Source organism: Streptomyces sp. NPDC055815, from assembly GCF_053616475.1.
Genome location: NZ_JBSHDU010000019.1, coordinates 68,747 through 86,761, shown reverse-complemented (window position 1 = coordinate 86,761; position 18,015 = coordinate 68,747). Strand labels below are relative to the sequence as shown.

Annotated in this window: 17 protein-coding genes and 1 pseudogene; 4 read left to right on the top strand and 14 right to left on the bottom strand. The window is 71.8% G+C overall.

What is annotated here, in order from left to right:
* Positions 1–7: 7 nt before the first annotated feature.
* The 3 genes and pseudogenes from ACWGN5_RS15155 to ACWGN5_RS15145 form a co-directional block, all read left to right on the top strand.
* Positions 8–913 (top strand): hypothetical protein, encoded by a 906-nt coding sequence (locus ACWGN5_RS15155; protein ID WP_453515042.1) that lies wholly within the window; start codon positions 8–10, stop codon positions 911–913.
* A complete protein-coding gene (locus ACWGN5_RS15150) occupies positions 910–1,359 on the top strand; it encodes an ABA4-like family protein (protein ID WP_453514978.1) in 450 nt (149 codons plus the stop codon). The genes ACWGN5_RS15155 and ACWGN5_RS15150 overlap by 4 nt, the downstream gene beginning before the upstream one ends.
* 27 nt (positions 1,360–1,386) lie before the next feature.
* Positions 1,387–1,839 (top strand): annotated as a pseudogene (locus tag ACWGN5_RS15145) (ADP-ribosylglycohydrolase family protein); the annotation flags it as partial.
* Between the two features lie 384 nt (positions 1,840–2,223).
* Here ACWGN5_RS15145 and ACWGN5_RS15140 read toward each other — a convergent pair.
* From ACWGN5_RS15140 to ACWGN5_RS15080, 13 genes are all read right to left on the bottom strand, one after another.
* Positions 2,224–3,027: a class I SAM-dependent methyltransferase gene (locus ACWGN5_RS15140; RefSeq protein ID WP_453514976.1), complete on the bottom strand. Its 804-nt coding sequence runs from the start codon at positions 3,025–3,027 to the stop codon at positions 2,224–2,226.
* A gap of 32 nt (positions 3,028–3,059) precedes the next feature.
* Positions 3,060–4,529, bottom strand: coding sequence for a cytochrome P450 (locus ACWGN5_RS15135; protein ID WP_453514974.1), 1,470 nt, complete (start codon positions 4,527–4,529; stop codon positions 3,060–3,062).
* A 198-nt stretch (positions 4,530–4,727) separates the two neighbouring features.
* Positions 4,728–7,556 (bottom strand): DEAD/DEAH box helicase, encoded by a 2,829-nt coding sequence (locus ACWGN5_RS15130; RefSeq protein WP_453514972.1) that lies wholly within the window; start codon positions 7,554–7,556, stop codon positions 4,728–4,730.
* A 145-nt stretch (positions 7,557–7,701) separates the two neighbouring features.
* Complete coding sequence (gene tatC, locus ACWGN5_RS15125) at positions 7,702–8,604, bottom strand: twin-arginine translocase subunit TatC (RefSeq protein ID WP_453515040.1); 903 nt, start codon at positions 8,602–8,604, stop codon at positions 7,702–7,704.
* Positions 8,605–8,709: 105 nt separating this feature from the next.
* The gene (gene tatA / locus ACWGN5_RS15120) at positions 8,710–8,991 is read right to left on the bottom strand and encodes a Sec-independent protein translocase subunit TatA (protein ID WP_041128368.1); all 282 of its coding nucleotides are present in this window, start codon (positions 8,989–8,991) and stop codon (positions 8,710–8,712) included.
* A 185-nt stretch (positions 8,992–9,176) separates the two neighbouring features.
* Positions 9,177–9,374, bottom strand: a complete 198-nt coding sequence (locus tag ACWGN5_RS15115; protein WP_453514969.1) for a hypothetical protein — start codon at positions 9,372–9,374, stop codon at positions 9,177–9,179.
* A gap of 35 nt (positions 9,375–9,409) precedes the next feature.
* A complete protein-coding gene (locus ACWGN5_RS15110) occupies positions 9,410–9,673 on the bottom strand; it encodes a CpXC domain-containing protein (protein ID WP_369143279.1) in 264 nt (87 codons plus the stop codon).
* Between the two features lie 102 nt (positions 9,674–9,775).
* Positions 9,776–10,729 carry a helix-turn-helix transcriptional regulator gene (locus ACWGN5_RS15105; RefSeq protein ID WP_369143280.1) on the bottom strand — a complete coding sequence of 318 codons (954 nt, stop codon included), beginning with the start codon at positions 10,727–10,729 and terminating at the stop codon, positions 9,776–9,778.
* 16 nt (positions 10,730–10,745) lie between these two features.
* The gene (locus ACWGN5_RS15100; RefSeq protein ID WP_453514965.1) at positions 10,746–11,702 is read right to left on the bottom strand and encodes a helix-turn-helix transcriptional regulator; all 957 of its coding nucleotides are present in this window, start codon (positions 11,700–11,702) and stop codon (positions 10,746–10,748) included.
* Between the two features lie 127 nt (positions 11,703–11,829).
* Entirely contained in the window at positions 11,830–12,210 is a 381-nt protein-coding gene (locus ACWGN5_RS15095) for an FKBP-type peptidyl-prolyl cis-trans isomerase (RefSeq protein ID WP_369143282.1), read from the bottom strand.
* 58 nt (positions 12,211–12,268) lie between these two features.
* Entirely contained in the window at positions 12,269–13,207 is a 939-nt protein-coding gene (locus ACWGN5_RS15090) for an FKBP-type peptidyl-prolyl cis-trans isomerase (protein WP_453514962.1), read from the bottom strand.
* Between the two features lie 117 nt (positions 13,208–13,324).
* Positions 13,325–14,686, bottom strand: coding sequence for a Pup--protein ligase (gene pafA / locus ACWGN5_RS15085; protein WP_116161892.1), 1,362 nt, complete (start codon positions 14,684–14,686; stop codon positions 13,325–13,327).
* Between the two features lie 69 nt (positions 14,687–14,755).
* Positions 14,756–16,027, bottom strand: coding sequence for an MFS transporter (locus ACWGN5_RS15080; protein WP_453514960.1), 1,272 nt, complete (start codon positions 16,025–16,027; stop codon positions 14,756–14,758).
* Positions 16,028–16,161: 134 nt separating this feature from the next.
* On the opposite strand from ACWGN5_RS15080, the gene ACWGN5_RS15075 reads away from it, so the two are divergent.
* Entirely contained in the window at positions 16,162–17,181 is a 1,020-nt protein-coding gene (locus ACWGN5_RS15075; protein WP_453515038.1) for a LacI family DNA-binding transcriptional regulator, read from the top strand.
* A gap of 61 nt (positions 17,182–17,242) precedes the next feature.
* Here ACWGN5_RS15075 and prcA read toward each other — a convergent pair whose 3' ends face one another.
* Positions 17,243–17,995, bottom strand: a complete 753-nt coding sequence (prcA, locus tag ACWGN5_RS15070; RefSeq protein ID WP_093876954.1) for a proteasome subunit alpha — start codon at positions 17,993–17,995, stop codon at positions 17,243–17,245.
* Positions 17,996–18,015 lie beyond the last annotated feature (20 nt).

Here is an 18,015-nt window from a genome sequence, read left to right as displayed (position 1 = left end):
CGGCGCGATGGTCGTCCTGGCCCTCGTCTCCGCCGTCGGCATCTTCGTCGACGACCGCGTGCTCATGGGCGTCCCGATCTGGACCAAGCCGTTCAAGTTCTCGGTCTCGTTCGTCGCGTACGGGCTGTCGCTGGCCTGGATGCTCTCGCTGCTCCCCCGCGGCCGACGGGCCGGCTGGTGGGCCGGGACGGTGCTCACGGTCGCCAGCCTCGTCGAGATGGTGCTGATCACCCTCCAGGTGATCCGGGGCACCCGGAGCCACTTCAACCAGCAGACCCCCTTCGACGCCGCCGTCTTCCAGATCATGGGCGCCACCGTCGCCGTGCTGTGGCTGAGCGCCCTCCTCATCGCGGTGCTCCTGCTCCGCGCCCGGATCCTCGACCGGGCCATGGCCTGGGCCGTCCGGCTGTCCTCCCTGCTGGCCCTGGCGGGCGCCGCCGTCGGCTTCCTGATGGTCCGTCCGACACCGGAGCAGCTCGCCGTCGACGGGGTGCCGATCACCGGCGCCCACAGCGTCGGCGTCCCGGACGGCGGCCCGTCGATGCCCGTCACCGGCTGGGCCACGACCGGCGGCGACCTGCGCATCCCGCACTTCTTCGGCATGCACGCGCTCCAGCTGCTCCCTCTGCTGCTGCTCGTCCTGGCCGCGCTCGCCGCGCGCTCCGCCCGCTTCCCGGCCCTCGCACGCCTGGCGGACGAGGGGGTTCGGCTGCGGCTCACGCTCACGGCCTCGGCGGCGTACGCGGCGACCTTCGTCCTGCTGACCTGGCAGGCGCTGCGCGGGCAGGCGCTCTTCGCCCCGGACGGCGCGACGCTGGCCGCCGCGGGAGCGATCGTGCTGGCGGGCGGAGTGGCCGCGGCACTGTCCCTCCGCACCACCACGGCGGCCCGCACGAAGGAGGCCACGGCATGACCGGCTTCCTCTTCGAGCTGACGTTCTTCCTCGCGGCGCCGGTCTGGCTGCTCATGATCTTCGCGCCGGGCCGGCGGGTGACCGAGCGACTGGCCGCCTCACCCCTGACCGTCCTGCCGATCCTGGCCGTCTGGGCCGTCCTCGCCGCCCCGGTCCTGCCCGAACTGTGGGCGGCGGTCAGCAGCCCGGACATCGACACCTTCCGCGACCTCACGGCCCTCGCGAACGGCGCCGGTGCCCTCTGGGCCCAGGTCATCGCCTGGGACCTCCTCCTCGGCCAGTGGATGTACCGCGAGTCGCGCCGCCTCTCGATCTCCCCCTTCCTGATGGCCCCGCTCCTCCTCCTGACGATCCTCCTCTCCCCCATCGGCCTGCCGCTGTTCCTCCTGGTCCGCGCGATCCGGACGAACCGGAGGCAGCAACAGCCGGTCACCGCACGGGCATGACCGCGCCGGCCGCTCTACCCTGACGGAATGCCAGACACCGACCGGGCCGTGGGCGCCGTACTGGGTTCCGCCGTGGGCGACGCGCTGGGCGCCCCCTTCGAGTTCGGGTTGCCCGGCGTGTTCCGGGAGCGGTTCCCTGACGGCGTCGGGGAGTTGTGCGGGGGCGGCGGCTGGGACCCGGGCGAGGCGACGGACGACACCCAGATGGCCGTCCTGCTCGGGGAATCGCTCCTCGAACGGGGCGGCCTCGACCTGCCCGACGTCTTCGCCCGCTTCCGCCGCTGGGCGGCCGCCGACCCCAAGGACATCGGCCTCCAGACCGAACAGGTCCTCCTGGGCGGCGACGCCTGGGACGTCGCGGCAGCGGTGCACTTCCAGGTCAACGGACGCGCCGCCGGAAACGGCTCCCTGATGCGAGCCTCGACCTCAGCCGTCCACTTCGCGACGCAAGGCCGCACGGAAACGATGACCGCCGCCCGCCACCAGCGCGGGTCCCGCGCCCGCGCCGCGCGGTGCCCCGGCCCACGCCCGTGTGGGCAATCGTCCCGCAGGGCGGGACGGGTGGGCACACGGGACGGCGCGCCCAGCGGCGCCTCCGCCTTCCGAGCCTGGACCCGCACCCATCGGGGCGGCGCACATCCGATTGCGGGTCAGGGCGCGGAAGCCTCTGGCGCCGGCAAGGGCGCCGTCCGTTGTGCCCACCCGTTCCGCCCCGGCGGAACGCATGCCCACAACGACCTGGCCTCCGGGCACTGACGGACCCGGAGCCGGCGTCCCGTCAGGAGGCGGGTCGCCGTGGACGGGCCGTCACGAAACGTGCCGTCGGGAGGCAGGCACCTTCCGGGGCCGTCACGAGACGTCCCGTCAGGACGCGGGCGTCTTGCGGGCCGTGAGCTGGAAGAGACGTGCCGTGTGCATGTAGGGCGCCCGCGCCGTCGTGGCGAGTTCCAGGCGTTCCAGGTCCGCGTAGTACGGGGGGTCGTACTTGCGCGCGTCGTCCGTCAGGTAGTCGCAGAAGCTGCGGATGCCGTAGTGCCGCACGTCCCCGCAGCCGAGATCGCCGAGGACCGGGATGATCTCCTCCGCCGTGTGGAGGGTCAGCTCGGAGTCGAACATCTCGTTCCGCAGCCGGTCGCCGTCGAGGGCGGCCAGGGCCGCGGCGGGGTCCAGCTGCCGGACGGCGACGTTCAGGGGCGCCGAGTGCCGGTTGATCGCCATCACGGAGAACAGCCCTCCCTCCTTCAGCGGGGCGAGCGCCGTCGCGAGGGTGCCGGGCACGTCGTCCACGTACTGCAGGAGGTTGTGGCACAGCACCACGTCGAAGCCGCCGTCGGCGATCTCCGCCGGCAGTGCGTGTACGTCCGACAGGACACAGGTCACCCGGTCCGCAAGCCCCCTCTCCACCGCGCGCGCCTCGGCGGCGGCCAGCATGGCCGGTGCGAGGTCGACGACGGTGACGTGGTGGCCCCGCGCGGCGAGCCGTATCGCGTCGCCGCCGTCGCCGCCCGCGAGGTCGAGGATCCGCAGCGGCCCGCCCCCGGGCCCGTCGTCGAGGTGTCGCATGAGGTTCGCCTCGGCGAGCGTGTAGCGGAGGCGGCCCCAGGGGGCCTCCTGCCATTCCTGCCAGGTGGCCATCGCGGAGTCGAACTTCTCGGGATCTTGAGCCATTCCGCGACAATAGCCGCCCACCCCACCGCCTCTCAGTTCCGGGCGCGGACCGTGGCCAGGACGTCGCGGTCCGGCTGGAGGGTCAGGCTCGGGACCGGGCGTATCCCCTCGGTCGTGAGGTCCAGGTGGTAGCGGCGGGCGAGGACCGCGAGGACGAGGACCGCCTCGACGAGGGCGAAGCGGGTGCCCAGGCAGACGCGGGGCCCGCCGCCGAAGGGGTACCAGGCGTACTCCGATATCTGCTCGGCCGGTTCGCCGTCCTCTCCCGTGAGCCAGCGCTCGGGGCGGAAGGTCTCCGGATCGCCGTACCAGCGGGGGTCCCGGTGGGTGGCCCACTGGCTGGACCAGACGCGCGTACCGGCGGGGACGGGCGTGCCGCCGAGGGTGGCGCCCTCCTTGGCGATGCCGGTGAGGAGCCAGATGGTGGGGTAGAGGCGGAGGGTCTCCTTGATGACGGCCTGCGTGTAGGTGAGGGAGGCGTAGTCGTCGTACCCCGGCTCGTGATCGGCGAGGACCCGGTCGAGTTCCTCGGTGAGCGCCTCGCGGACCCGGGGGTTGTGGGAGAGCAGGTACCAGGCCCAGACGAGGGTGGAGCTCGTCGTCTCGTGGCCGCCGATGTAGAGGGTGACCGTCTCGTCGCGGATCTCCTGGTCGGAGAGGCTGGCCCCGGTCTCGTCGCGGGCGGCGAGGAGCCGGCTGAGGAGGTCCGGGCGGTCGGTGTCGCCGTCCCGGTGGCGGGAGACGACCCGGGAGACCTCGGCGTCGATGACGGCGGTGGCCCGCTTGATCCGGGCACGTCCGGGGGTGGGGACCCAGTCGGGCAGCAGGGCGCCGATGCCGCTGAACTCGGCACCGATCTCCTTCTGCGCGATGTCCATCGCGCGGCCGATGGATTCGGCGTCGGCGGCGGTGTCGACGCCGAAGATGGTGCGGACGGCGATGAGTTGGGTGAGGGCGGCCATCTCCTTCTTGATGTCGACCTGCTGCCCGTCGGTCCAGCGGTCGGCGAGGGCCACGGCGCACTCCGCCATCGTCGCCGCGTAGGACTTCACCTGCTTGGGGCGTACGGACGGCTGGACGAGGGACCGCTTGCGCCGCCAGTCCGCGCCCTTCGCGACCACCACGCCGTTGCCGAGCAGCGTGCGGAAGGCGATGCCCAGGTCTGGCTGGTCGAAGGTGCGCTCGACCTCGGTGAGCAGCTCGCCGATGTTCTCCGGGTGGGCGATGAAGAGGGCGGGGCCGCGGCCGAAGCGCCAGCGGACGAAGTCCCCGCGCTCCCGGAGCTGTTCGAAGAAGGCGAGGGGGTCCTTGCCGAAGGCGGGGAGGTTGCCGAGGAGCGGCACACCTCGCGGCCCGTCGACGAACACGGGGCCCGAGCCCCGCTCGGGGCCCGCCGACGTCGCGGTCGGTGCGGGGCCCGTGCCCGTGCCCGCGCTCTCCGGCGCCTTCCCCGGCTGTCCTTCGTCTCGTGTCCCGGCGTCCGGACCGGCCTGCGTGGTCATCCGTGCTCCCCTCCCCAACTGACTGCCCCTGCTTGCGAGTCCATGCAAGCGGAAGCCCCGTCCCCCGCGCCACCCCTGTGGACGACGACCTGTGGACAACCCCTGTCACCGACATGCCAAAGGCGGCCCGCCCACAGCAGCAATGCCAAGGGGCCCGTGGCGCACCCGCCACGGGCCCCTCCGGGTTCTGCCTGGCCGTCAGCCGACCGAGCTGTAGGCGACGACGCCGCGCAGCAGCGCGTCCACCGCCTTGCGGGCGTTCTTGGCGACCGTGCTGTTCTCCTTGGGCGCCGCCGCGGCGATCTGCCCGAGGACGTCGATCACCTGCTTGCACCAGCGGACGAAGTCGCCCGCGGGCATCTCCGCCTCGCGGAGCACCTCGTCGAGGCTCTTGTCGGACGCCCACTGGTAGGCGGCCCAGGCGAAGCCGAGGTCCGGCTCGCGCTGGCCGACGCCCTCCGCCTGGTTGATCTTGAACTCCTCCTCGAGGGCGTCCAGGCGGCCCCAGATCCGGACCATCTCGCCGAGCGCCGCCTTGGCGTTGCCCGTGGGCAGCTTGGGCGGGACGGCGTCGTCGGCCTGCCGCGCCTCGAACACCAACGCCGAGACGCAGGCGGCGAGTTCGGCCGGGGTGAGGCCCTCCCAGACCCGGTCGCGGAGGCATTCGCTCGCCAGCAGGTCGAGCTCGCCGTAGAGCCGGGCGAGCCGCTTGCCGTTGTCGGTGACCTCGTCGCCGCGCAGGTAGTCGAGCTCGGTGAGGAGCGCGACGATCCGGTCGAAGGTGCGGGCGATCGTGTTCGTACGGCCCTCGATGCGCCGCTCCAGCTGCTGGGTGTCGCGCTGGAGTCGGTGGTAGCGCTCGGCCCAGCGGGCGTGGTCCTCGCGCTCGTCGCAGCCGTGGCAGGGGTGCGCGCGGATCTCGGTGCGCAGCCGTGCGATCTCGCGGTCGTCGGCCGCGGCGGCGCGCTGCCGCCGGTGGCGCTCGGGGTTGATGTGCCCGGCCTTGCTCCGCAGGGCGGAGGCCAGGTCGCGGCGGGACTGCGGGGAGCGCGGGTTGAAGGACTTGGGGATCCTCATGCGCTCCAGCGCCTCGACCGGGACCGGGAAGTCGATCGAGGCGAGCCTCTTGACCTGCCGCTCGGCGGTGAGGACGAGGGGGCGCGGCCCGTCGTGGTGCTCGAAGCCGCGGTGGCCGTTGGTGCGGCCGGCCGGGATGCCCGGGTCGAGGACGAGGGCGAGGCCCGCGAACTTGCCGGTGGGGACGTGGATGACGTCACCGGGCTTGAGCTTCTCCAGGGAGCTGGCGGCCTGGGCGCGGCGCTGGGCGGCGCCCTGCCGGGCCAGTTCGGTCTCGCGGTCCTTGAGGTCGCGGCGGAGCAGCGCGTACTCCTCGAAGTCCCCGAGGTGGCAGGTCATGCCCTCGCGGTAGCCCTCGAGTCCCTCCTCGTTCCGCTGGACCTGGCGCGAGATGCCCACGACGGAGCGGTCGGCCTGGAACTGGGCGAAGGAGGTTTCGAGCAGCTCGCGGGAGCGGTGCCGGCCGAACTGGTCGACGAGGTTGACCGCCATGTTGTACGAGGGCTTGAAGCTGGAGCGCAGCGGGTACGTGCGCGTGCCGGCGAGTCCGGCGAGGTGGCCGGGGTCGAGTCCGCGCTGCCAGAGCACGACGGCGTGGCCCTCGACGTCGATGCCGCGGCGGCCGGCGCGGCCGGTGAGCTGGGTGTACTCGCCGGGGGTGATGTCCGCGTGCTGCTCGCCGTTCCACTTGACGAGCTTCTCGAGGATGACGGTGCGCGCGGGCATGTTGATGCCGAGGGCGAGGGTCTCGGTGGCGAAGACGGCCTTGACGAGGCCGCGGACGAAGAGCTCCTCGACGACCTCCTTGAAGGTCGGGAGCATGCCGGCGTGGTGGGCGGCGATGCCCCGCTCCAGGGCTTCGAGCCACTCGTAGTAGCCGAGGACGTGGAGGTCCTCGCTGGGGATCGCGGCCGTGCGCGCCTCGACGATCTCGCGGACGCGCTGCCGCGCCTCGTCGTCGTTGAGCCGGAGTCCGGCGTAGAGGCACTGCTGGACGGCGGCCTCGCAGCCGGCGCGGCTGAAGATGAAGGTGATGGCGGGCAGGAGCCCTTCGGCGTCGAGGCGCTCGATGACCTCGGGGCGGCCTGGGGTCCAGATCCGGGAGCGCTGGCGGCGCTCGCGCTCGCGGTCGGCCTCGCGGACCATCTTGCCGCGCCGCCGGTCGCGCGGGTTGTACGTGCGCGTGTTCTCGGTGCGGGCGAGGCGGAGGAGGTCGGGGTTGACCTCGCGGCGGGAGGCGCCGCGGCCGCCGTGGTCGGTCTCCTCCTCGAAGAGGTCGTACATCCGGCGTCCGGCGAGGACGTGCTGCCAGAGGGGGACGGGGCGGCTCTCCGAGACGATGACCTCGGTGTCGCCGCGGACGGTGTCGAGCCAGTCGCCGAACTCCTCGGCGTTGGACACGGTCGCGGAGAGTGAGACGAGGGTGACGGATTCGGGGAGGTGGATGATCACTTCCTCCCAGACGGCGCCGCGGAAGCGGTCCGAGAGGTAGTGGACCTCGTCCATCACGACGTATCCGAGGCCGGAGAGGGCCTGGGATCCCGCGTAGAGCATGTTGCGGAGGACTTCGGTGGTCATGACGACGATCGGGGCGTCGCCGTTGACGCTGTTGTCACCGGTGAGCAGGCCGACCTTGTCGGAGCCGTACCGCTTGACGAGGTCGGCGTACTTCTGGTTCGACAGTGCCTTGATGGGCGTCGTGTAGAAGCACTTGCGGCCCTGGGTGAGGGCGAGGTGGACGGCGAACTCGCCGACGATGGTCTTGCCGGAGCCCGTGGGCGCGGCGACGAGTACGCCCTTCCCCGCTTCGAGTGCCTGGCAGGCCTCGATCTGGAAGGGGTCCAGACCGAAGTCGTACAGCTCGCGGAAGGGGGCCAGTGCGGTGCGCTGCTCGGCGTTGCGGGCGAGGGCGGCCGCGTACGCCTCGGCTGGTGTGAGGTCCTCTGTCATCTTGTTGTCGAGCCTACCCGCCACCTCTGACAGTGACGCGATCTTTATCGAGGGGATGCGGAGGGCTCGCTTCCGGGGGCACGGAGAAGGCCCCCCGGAGCGTTCCGGAGGGCCTTCCGTGATCCTGGGCGCCGCGTCGCGGGGATCAGGTGATGTCGTCGTAACCGTTGAGCCGCTGCGCGCTCGCTCCGCTGTGCTCCCCGGTGGCCTGCTCGGGCAGGGCACGGGCGGCGCTCACGGGCTCGACGGCGCCGACGGCCTCGGGGGTGAGGTCGAGCGAGGAGGCCTCGTCGTCGTCGAGCTCGGCGTCCGGGTTGGCGCGCCTGCGCCGCCGGTCGTTCAGGAGCGAGAAGCCGACGGCCCCGAAGTACAGGATGGTGATGGGCCCGGCGAGGGCGAGCATGCCGACCGGGTCGGTGGTCGGGGTGATCACCGCGCCGAAGACGAAGACGCCCATGATCACGCCGCGCCACCAGCCGGCCATGCGGCGACCGGTGAGGATGCCGGTGAGGTTGAGCATCACCAGGATCAGCGGGAGCTCGAAGGCGAGGCCGAAGACGAGCACCATGCGCAGGGTGAAGTCGAGGACGTCACCGAGCGAAAGGAGGTTCTCGGCGCCACTGGGCGTGAGGCTGATGAGGACCTTCACGCTGATGGGCAGGATCAGGTACGCGAGGTAGGCACCGGCGGAGAACAGCGGAACGGCCGCGCCGACGAACGCGTACGTGTACTTCTTCTCCTTCGTGTGCAGTCCGGGCGCGACGAACGCCCACAGCTGGTACAGCCAGACCGGACTCGCGACGACGAGACCCGCGGTCAGGGAGACCTGGATCGTCGTGCTGAAGGGGGCCGTCAGCGTGTTGAAGGTGACCCTCGCGCAGTTTCCGCCGTCACTGGTGACGCCCGGTGGGCACTTGGGCACCGACTGCGACAGGAAGACCAGGAGCTCCTCGCTGTACACGAGGGCGACGATCGTCACCGCCGTGATGGCGAGGAGGCCCTTCGCCAGTCGGTTGCGGAGTTCACGCAGGTGCTCCACGAGGGGCATCCGGCCCTCGGGATCCTTCTCCTGCTTGCGGGCAGACTTGGGCAACCCACGTCCTCATCTCGTGCGGCAGGCCGCCGCCCGGTGCGGCGGCCGCGGCGGACCGGGTCAGCGCTTGGTGGTGTCCGAGGGCTCGGTCACGGGACGCGCGCTGGTCACGTCGCCGGGAGCGGCCTGGATGGTGCGCGGGGCGGGCTCCTGCGTCCCGGCGTGCGGCGGGTCGGCGGGGGCGCTCTGCTGGTCGTCCGCCTTCATCGCCTTGGCCTCGCTCTTGAGGATGCGGGCCGACTTGCCCAGCGAGCGGGCCATGTCCGGGAGCTTCTTGGCGCCGAACAGGAGGATCACGACGACGAGGATCAGAATGATCTCGGTGGGGCCGAGCCTACCCATAGCTGTTTACCTTCTTCACCGAGGCGACATGGAGTGCGTGCCCGGCGGATCGGACATGCGTCCGGCCACCGCGCTGCCTGCGATCGTAACCCGCAGGAGTAAACGCGGGGCAATGCCCGTGCATACTCCGGATTGCGGCCCACCGGCCCTGGCCGGGGCCGCTTCCTGCAGCGTACGGCACGGGCTCAGCGGAGCGTCTCGCCGGTCCTGGCGAGTCCGACGGCGGCGCTTTCGAGCTCTTCGGCGGCCTGCTGGATCCGCTGTGTGGTGTGGGCCACTTGGCGGCCGAGGCGCTGGACCTCAAGGAAGACCCTGACGGCGAGGACGCCGAGCACGGCGAGGCCGAGGAAGCCGAGGGCGATGGCGAGCATGGGCCAGAACATGTGCCGAGCCTAGACGTTGGGCGCGTACGGATCGTTCAGACGGTGGTGTGGAGGCGCAGGGTGCGCACGCCGCCGCCGGTGAGGAGTTCGACGATGCGCTCGCCCGCGGGCTTGCGGACGGAGCTGCCGCACTCGGGGCAGGTGAAGGAGTAGAAGGTGGTGCGCCGGCTCGCCCCGATGGCGAGGCGCAGGGCGCTCGCGGAGAGTTCGAAGCGCGCGCGGCAGTCGGGGCAGGCGGCCTTGAAGAGGACCGGGGCCATGGACGCCGCAAAACCGTGCATCACGGACATCTCCCTCATCTCTCTCGACTCTGGCATCACATCGGCAACAGCGCCCTGTCGCACGGTCACCACGGCCTGGGCGCGGTCACGTCAGTAACAGCGTCCCGGACCCGGGGAACGTCACACACCCTCGTACGCGGCGAGCGCGGCGGCCGCCGCCGTCCGCGCGCTGTCGGCCAGCTCCGCCGGCGCGACGATCCGCCCGTCGCTGCCGAGACGCAGCGCCAGCCGGCGCAGCGAGGCCGGGTCCGGCGTCCGCAGCGTGATCCGCAGCCCGCCGTCCGGCAGCTCCTCGGCCCGGTCGTGCGGGTAGTACTCGGCGACCCAGCGACCGCCGGGCCCCACCTCGACCACGACCTCCGGGTCGTCGGCCGACGGCTGGACCAGGCCCTCGGAGAGGTCGCGCAGCTCCAGCTCCGGCGGCGCCGCGTGCTCGTCGAGGATCCGGATCTCGACGACCCGGTCGAGCCGGAAGGTGCGGCGCGCCTCGGAGAGCCGGCACCACGCCTCCATATAGGTGTGGCCGACGGCGAAGAGCCGGATCGGGTCGACCTCGCGCTCGGTGAGCTCGTCGCGCGCCGGCGAGTAGTACCGCACCCACAGCCGCTTGCGCTCCGAGATGGCCCGGTCGACCTCGGCGAAGACCCCGCCCTCGGACTCGAAGGTCACCGAGAGCCGGGCGCTGGCCCCGGCGGCCTCGCCGGCCGCCGCCTCCAGCTTGGCGGTGGCGCGCAGCAGGGCGTCCCGGTCGCTCTCGCGCAGCCCCGGCAGGGTGGCGACGGCCCGGGCGGCGACGAGCAGCGCGGTGGCCTCGTCGGCCGCGAGCCGCAGCGGCGCGGCCACGTCGTCGGGGTTGTGCCACCAGATCCGGTCGCCGTCGGTGTCGATGTCGAGGAGGTCGCCGCCCCGGAAGCTGGTGCCGCACATGGGCAGCACGTCCAGGTCGGAGATCAGCTCGTCCTCGGTGATCCCGAAGGCGCGCGCCACGTCGGCGACGTGCGCGCCGGGGCGCTCACGGAGATAGGTGACGAGGGACAGCATCCGCCTCGTCTGGTCGATCGCGTTGGCAGCCATGCGGTACGTCTCCCCCTCAGCCCTTGGCCACGGCGCGCAGCCGCTCCACCACATCGGCCCGCAGATCGGCCGGTTCCAGTACGACGACGTCGGGGCCGAACTCGACGAGCCAGGCGTCAAGCCCGTGCCCGTACGGGATCTCCAGCTCGTCCCAGCCGTCGCCGCCCTCGGTCACGGCCTGGGCGCGGGCCCGCAGCGGGTAGCCGCAGCCGGCCCGCAGCCGGATCCGGGCGGAGCGGGTGGCGGTCTCGCCGGCCCAGCTCTCGACGGTCTCGCGGACGGTCACGACGTCGGGCACCGGCGCGGTGAAGGCGCCGGCCCGCGAGCGGACCTTTCCGGTGATGCGGGAGAGCCGGAAGACGCGCTCGGCACCGCGGTCGCGGTCCCAGCCGGCCAGGTACCAGTGACCGCGCCAGCACTCGAGGGTCCAGGGCTCGACCTGGCGGGTCTCGGGGCGGGCGGCGTTGGCCTTGCGGTAGTCGAAGACGACGGGCCGGCGGTCCCGGCAGGCCAGCATGAGCGGCTCGAAGGCGGCCTCGTGGACCGGGATGCGCGGTTCGAGGGCGCTGGGCTGGGTGTCGTACGAGTCCCCCGCCTCGGGCATGCCGGCGGCGCGGAGCTTCTGGAGGGCGCCGCTGGCGGCCCCGGCGAGGCGGGCCTGCTGCCACACCTTGGCGGCGAGGCCGAGCGCGGCGGCCTCCTCGGCGTCGAGGGTGATCGGCGGCAGCCGGTTGGAGTCGCGGCGGGCCAGGTAGCCGGTCTCACCGTCCAGGTTCTCGACGGTCTCGATGACCAGACCGAGCTCCCGGAGATCGTCCTTGTCCCGCTCGAACATGCGGTTGAAGGCGTCGTCGCCGCTCGCTTCGAGATACGCCTCGATGGAGCCGCGGAGCTCCCGCTTGCTCAGCGGCCGGCGCGTCCCGAGCAGGCACAGCGCGAGATTCATCAGCCGCTCGGACTTGGCAATCGCCATCGACGCCCTGGACCCTTCCGCCGGATTCACTTCTCGGACGTCCGACCGTACCGCCCCGGGGTGTCGGGACAAAAGCCGAGGGCCCCCGCCATGGACGGCGGGGGCCCTCGGAACGACCTGAACGAGGTCAGCGCTTCGTCACGCCCACGAGGTCGCAGACGAAGATCAGCGTCTCGCCCGGGGCGATCTTGCCGCCCGCGCCGCGGTCGCCGTAGGCGAGGTGCGCGGGGATGACCAGCTGGCGGCGGCCGCCGACCTTCATGCCCTGCACGCCCTGGTCCCAGCCCTGGATGACCTGACCGGCACCGAGGTGGAAGTCGAGCGGGGTGCCGCGGTTCCAGGAGGCGTCGAACTCCTCGCCGGAGTCGAAGGACACGCCCACGTAGTGGACCTTCACGAAGTCACCGGCCTGGGCGACCTCGCCGTCGCCCTCCCAGATGTCCTTGATCTCCAGGTCCTTCGGCGGCTCGCCGCCCGGGAAGTCGACCTCGGGCTTCTCGATGCTCACTGAACTGCTCCTCAAACTGATGAACGTCGCGATGATGAACTGCGCGATCGGGACAGTCTTACATCTTCGTCAGGATGTCCACGGCGAAGACCAGGGTCGAGTTCTTGGGAATCCCCTGCTTCTCCTCGTTGCCGAACGCCTCCGACGGCGGGGCGACGATCAGGACACGGCTGCCGATCTTCTTGCCGACGAGACCGTCCTTGAGGCCCTTCAGCGTCAGCTGCGGGAGCGGGAAGTTCGCGGGCTTGCCGGTCGTGTAGGTCGAGTCGAAGACCTTGCCGTCCTTCCACAGGGCGGCGACGTAGTTCACGACGACCGTGTCGGTGGCCTTGACGGCCTCGCCGTTGGCCTCGAGCACGTAGTTCGAGACGAGCTTGGTCGGCGGGTCCGTCTTCGGGACCGTCAGCGAGGGCTGCTTGCCGTCGGTGTTCGTCCCGACCTTCGGGAGGTCCTTGTTGTCCTGGGCGACCGGGGTGCCCGTGGCGGACTTCGGGATCGTCACGGACTTCAGGATGTCCACGACGAAGACCAGCGTGGCGTTGGGCTTGATGTCGCCCTGGCCCTGCGCGCCGTAACCGAGCTCCGGCGGGATGCCGATCTCGATGCGGCTGCCGACCTTCTGGCCCTCAAGACCCTGGTCCCAGCCCTTGATGACCTGACCGGCGCCCAGCGTGAGGTCGAAGGGCTGACCGCGGTCGAAGCTGTTGTCGAAGGGGGTGGTGGAGTCCCAGGCCTGGCCCAGGTAGTTCACCTGGAGCGCGTCGCCCTTCTTCGTCACCGGGCCCTTGCCCTCGCTGATGACGTTGACCTTGAGTTCCTTGGGCGGGTCGCCCTCGCCCTTGGCGAGGGTCGGCTTCTCCCCGAACTTCTGCCCCGCGGTGATGGTGGGCAGCCCGTTCGTCATCGAGGCGGAATCGGAGCCCTTGTCGTCGCTGCCGCACGCCGCTGTGGTGAGCAGCAGCAGCGGGACGACGAGAAGGCCGGCAAGTCGGCGCACGTGTTCCTCAGATCTCAGACGGCACAGTAGTGGTGCCGACACTCTAGGCGTTCCTCCTGTCACGTCGAGGGCCCCGCACGCCGAACGTGCGGGGCCCTGCCGGTCGATCCGACCTGCCTACATTCCGGCGATCAGCTTTTCGACCCGGTCGTCGACGGACCGGAACGGGTCCTTGCACAACACCGTGCGCTGCGCCTGGTCGTTGAGCTTGAGGTGGACCCAGTCGACGGTGAAGTCCCGCCGCTGCTCCTGGGCACGGCGGATGAAGTCGCCGCGCAGCCGGGCCCGAGTGGTCTGCGGGGGCACCGACTTGCCCTCGAAGATCTTCAGGTCGTTGCAGATCCGGGCCGCCTGCCCGTTCTTCTGGAGCAGGTAGTACAGCCCGCGACGACGGTGGATGTCGTGGTAGGCGAGGTCTATCTGCGCGACCCTCGGGTTCGACATGGTCATGTTGTGCTTGGCCCGGTACCGCTCGATGAGCCGGTGCTTCATGACCCAGTCGATCTCGGTCTCGATCCGGTCGAGCTGCTCGCTCTCGATCGCGTCGAGCGTGCGGCCCCACAGTTCGAGGACCTGGGCGACGGTGCCGGAGCGGATGCCCCTGCGGTCGACGAAGTCCACGGCCTTCTCGTAGTACTCGCGCTGGACCTCGAGGGCGGAGGCCTCGCGGCCGCTGGCGAGCCGGACCTTGCGCTGGCCCGTGATGTCGTGACTGACCTCGCGGATCGCCCGGATCGGGTTCTCCAGCGTCAGGTCGCGCATCACCGTGCCCGCCTCGATCATGCGGAGCACGAGGTCGGTGGCGCCGACCTTGAGCAGCATGGTCGTCTCGGACATGTTCGAGTCGCCGACGATGACGTGCAGCCGGCGGTAGCGCTCGGCGTCCGCGTGCGGCTCGTCCCGGGTGTTGATGATGGGCCGCGAGCGGGTGGTGGCCGAGCTGACGCCCTCCCAGATGTGCTCGGCACGCTGGGAGACGCAGTAGACCGCGCCACGCGGGGTCTGGAGGACCTTTCCCGCGCCGCAGATGAGCTGCCGCGTCACGAGGAACGGAATGAGGATGTCCGCGAGCCGGGAGAACTCCCCGTGGCGGGCGACGAGATAGTTCTCGTGGCAGCCGTACGAGTTTCCGGCCGAGTCGGTGTTGTTCTTGAAGAGGTAGACGTCGCCCGCGATTCCCTCCTCGTGCAGGCGGCGTTCGGCGTCGACGAGCAGGCCCTCGAGAATGCGCTCGCCGGCCTTGTCGTGGGTGACCAGTTCGGTCACGTTGTCGCATTCCGGTGTGGCGTATTCCGGATGCGAACCCACGTCGAGGTACAGGCGGGCGCCGTTCCGCAGGAAGACATTGCTGCTGCGGCCCCATGACACGACACGGCGGAAGAGGTAGCGCGCCACTTCGTCAGGAGACAGTCGGCGCTGTCCCCTGAACGTGCACGTGACGCCGTACTCGTTCTCCAGCCCGAAAATGCGGCGGTCCATGTCTGAACATTACGCCTGACGGCGTGCGCTGAAACCGGGTTGGACGTTCCCGTTTCGATCATTTTCCGATCAGTGCGTGTTCTTTTCGGCGTGTACGGCGCTGGGGACCGTCTCTCCGTCGGCGTGTCGCGCGGCGGTGCCGGTCACCGCGGGGACCGTGAGGACACGCCCGGTGGCCAGCAGGACGAGCAGCGCGACCAGGCCGCCCGCGCCGGCCACGGCGAACCCGGCCACCGTTCCGGCCAGTTCGATCGCGGGTCCCGCGACGGCGGAGCCCAGGGCCGCGCCGACGCCGAAGGTGGTGACGAGCCAGGAGAAGGCCTCGGTGACGGTGCCGCTCGGGGCGTGCCGGTCGACCACGATGAAGGCGCAGGCGAGGGCGGGGGCGAGGAAGACCCCGGAGAGCACCGAGAGGCCGGTCATGGCGACGGGGCCGGGGGTGAGCATGAGCGGCAGGTAGCAGACCGCCAGGAGGCCCACGAGGACCCGCAGCCGCCGCTCGGGCGCCCCGGACCACTGCCGGGCGCCGTACAGGACACCGCCGGCGAGCGCGCCGAGGCCCAGGGCGGCCATCAGCCAGCCGTACACCGAGGGCGTGCCCCGGTCGTCGGCGTAGGCGACGGCGGCGACCGTGATGGAGCCGAGGGCGAGGCCGACGAAGAAGAACGAGCCGAGGAGGGCGAGGAGGCCGGGCGAACGCAGCGCCCCCAGCCAGTGTGCCTCGCGGGCGGCGGAGCGCCAGGCGCGGGACGGCTCGGAGAGCACGACGGCGAGGGCGCCGAGCACCCCCAGGACGTTGATGACGAGGAGGGCGGCGGCGGGCGAGCGCAGGGCGACCAGGAGGGTCACCAGGAGCGGGCCGACGGTGAACATGACCTCCTGGGCGACGGCGTCCAGCGCGTACGCCCGGTGGACCCGGTCCTCGCGGCCGAGGACGCTCGGCCACAGGGCGCGCAGGCCGCCCTCCAGGGGCGGGGTGAAGAGCCCGGCGACGATGACGGCCGCGTACGCGAGCGCGAGGTGGCCGATGCCGGTGAGGGCGAACAGGGCCATGCCGAGCGCGGAGAGGACGGCGGCGGGCAGCTGGACGCGGGGCTGGCCCTTGAGGTCGACGGCGCGGCCGAGGAGCGGCTGCCCGATGGCGTTGGAGAGGCCGTAGGCCGCGATCAGGCCGCCGGCCAGGGTGTAGCTGCCGCCCAGGTCCCGGACGAACAGGGTCATCGCGATGGGGCCGGTGCCGTTGGGCAGGCGCCCGACGAGCGTTCCGGCGAGCAGCCGGGCGGCGTGCGGCGCCCGGAGTATGTCGAGATAGCCGCCGTGCGCGGGGGCCTCGGTGGCCATGTCACCCTCCCGTCACCCCGGAACCCAGCCGGGGTTTTACGTATAACGTCCAGGGTCATACGTACCATGTCGGCGTGAACCGGGTCCACCCCGCGCCCACTCCCCCCGACCACCGTCCCATGCGGAGGCCCCTCGTGCAGTCCCCCGACCCCCTCGGCGGCACCCGCCCGACCAGCAGGGACGTGGCCCGGGTGGCGGGCGTCTCGCAGGCCACCGTCTCCCTCGTCCTCGGCGAGAAGTGGCGCGGCCGGGTCTCCGAGCGCACCGCCGAGTCGGTCCGCGCCGCCGCCCACGAGCTGGGCTACCGGCCCAACGTCGCCGCCCGGAACCTGCGCCTCGGCCGCACCCGCACGGCCATGCTCGTCGTCCCGGCCCTCACCAACGAGTTCTTCGCCCACGTCTACACGGGCGCGGCCCTCGCCGCGGCACGGCACGGCTTCGGCGTCGTCCTCTACCCCTCCCCCGACGGCGTCGGCCCCGCCCGCGACCCCTTCGCGTCGGCCCAGGCCGCCCTGGACGGCGTCATCGCCTCCTCCATGGCCGCCGACACCCTCAAGGCCCTGCGCGGCACCGACCTGCCCCTCGTCATGCTCGACAGCGACCCCACCGACCCCGCGGCCGCCGCCCATGTGAACCTCGACGTCGCCGACGGCATGCGGCGGGTCACCGACCACCTGCTCGCCCTCGGCCACCGCAGCTTCCTGCACCTGGCGTCCGCCGTCCCGTCCTGGACCTTCGACGTCCGCGCCGCCGTCCTCGCCGACGCCCTACGGGGGACGGAGCTCCGCACCGTACGGTCGCCCCTCAACGCCGCCGACGCGTGGTCGGCCGCCAACCTCGCGCTCGGCAGCCCCGGCCCCCGGCCCACGGCGGTGATCTGCGACGACGACATCCTCGCGGTCGGCGTCCTCAAGGTCGCCCGCCGGCTCGGACTGCGCGTCCCCGAGGACCTCTCGGTCACCGGCTTCGACGACATGACCCTGGCCACCGCCGTCGAACCCGAGCTCACCACGGTCCGGCTCCCCGCCGAGGAGTTCGGCCGGCGGGGCATGGAGGCGCTCCTCGCCGTTCTCGCGGGCGAACGGCCCGAACCGGTCGCCCTGCCCGTCTCCCTCGTCGCCCGCGGCTCCTCGGGCCCGGCACCGGCCTCCTGAGCCCGGAAAACGCCCGAGGGGCCCGGTCCAGATGGACCGGGCCCCTCGGGGCGATGCTCGGCTACTCCTCGGGAGCCTCGTCCGAGGGCTCGTCCGTCTTCGCCGCCGCCGCGTTGTCCGCCTCCAGGAGACGGGACAGCTGACGGCCGACGATCCGCTTGAACTTGCGCTGCTGCGGACGCGTCCGGTCCAGGACCGCCACCTCCAGGCGCTCCGCGGGGATCTCCCGCTCGGTGCCGTTGGTGTCCCGCGACAGCGCCTGCACGGCCAGCTTGAGGGCCTCGGCGAGCGTCATGCCGTCCCGGTGCCGCTGGTCGAGGAACGAGCTGATCTGCTCCGCGTTCCCGCCGACCGCGACCGAGCCGTGCTCGTCCACGATCGAGCCGTCGTGCGGCAGCCGGTAGATCTGGTCGCCCTCGGGCTCGGAGCCGACCTCGGCGACGACCAGCTCCACCTCGTACGGCTTCTCCCCCGCGCTGGAGAAGATCGTGCCGAGCGTCTGGGCGTAGACGTTGGCCAGGCCGCGCGCGGTGACGTCGTCCCGGTCGTAGGTGTAGCCCCGCAGGTCGGCGTAGCGGACGCCGCCGATGCGGAGGTTCTCGTACTCGTTGTACTTGCCGGCGGCCGCGAAGCCGATCCGGTCGTAGATCTCGCTGAACTTGTGCAGGGCACGGGACGGGTTCTCGCCGACGAAGACGATGCCGTCGGTGTACTGGAGGACGACGAGGCTGCGGCCGCGGGCGATGCCCTTGCGGGCGTACTCGGCCCGGTCGGCCATGGCCTGCTGGGGTGAGACATAGAACGGCGTGGACACCGGCTACCGTCCCTTTCTTC

Bases quoted from the DNA above. Each gene is read 5' to 3' on its own strand.
- tatC (WP_453515040.1), bottom strand. From the start codon at position 8,604: ATGCCCCTCGTGGAGCACCTGCGTGAACTCCGCAACCGACTGGCGAAG.
- ACWGN5_RS15135 (WP_453514974.1), bottom strand. From the start codon at position 4,529: ATGACCACGCAGGCCGGTCCGGACGCCGGGACACGAGACGAAGGACAG.
- ACWGN5_RS15105 (WP_369143280.1), bottom strand. From the start codon at position 10,729: ATGGCTGCCAACGCGATCGACCAGACGAGGCGGATGCTGTCCCTCGTC.
- pafA (WP_116161892.1), bottom strand. From the start codon at position 14,686: ATGGACCGCCGCATTTTCGGGCTGGAGAACGAGTACGGCGTCACGTGC.
- ACWGN5_RS15150 (WP_453514978.1), top strand. From the start codon at position 910: ATGACCGGCTTCCTCTTCGAGCTGACGTTCTTCCTCGCGGCGCCGGTC.
- ACWGN5_RS15155 (WP_453515042.1), top strand. From the start codon at position 8: ATGGTCGTCCTGGCCCTCGTCTCCGCCGTCGGCATCTTCGTCGACGAC.
- ACWGN5_RS15080 (WP_453514960.1), bottom strand. From the start codon at position 16,027: ATGGCCACCGAGGCCCCCGCGCACGGCGGCTATCTCGACATACTCCGG.
- tatA (WP_041128368.1), bottom strand. From the start codon at position 8,991: ATGGGTAGGCTCGGCCCCACCGAGATCATTCTGATCCTCGTCGTCGTG.
- ACWGN5_RS15110 (WP_369143279.1), bottom strand. From the start codon at position 9,673: ATGAGGGAGATGTCCGTGATGCACGGTTTTGCGGCGTCCATGGCCCCG.
- ACWGN5_RS15115 (WP_453514969.1), bottom strand. From the start codon at position 9,374: ATGTTCTGGCCCATGCTCGCCATCGCCCTCGGCTTCCTCGGCCTCGCC.
- ACWGN5_RS15100 (WP_453514965.1), bottom strand. From the start codon at position 11,702: ATGGCGATTGCCAAGTCCGAGCGGCTGATGAATCTCGCGCTGTGCCTG.
- ACWGN5_RS15130 (WP_453514972.1), bottom strand. From the start codon at position 7,556: ATGACAGAGGACCTCACACCAGCCGAGGCGTACGCGGCCGCCCTCGCC.
- ACWGN5_RS15140 (WP_453514976.1), bottom strand. From the start codon at position 3,027: ATGGCTCAAGATCCCGAGAAGTTCGACTCCGCGATGGCCACCTGGCAG.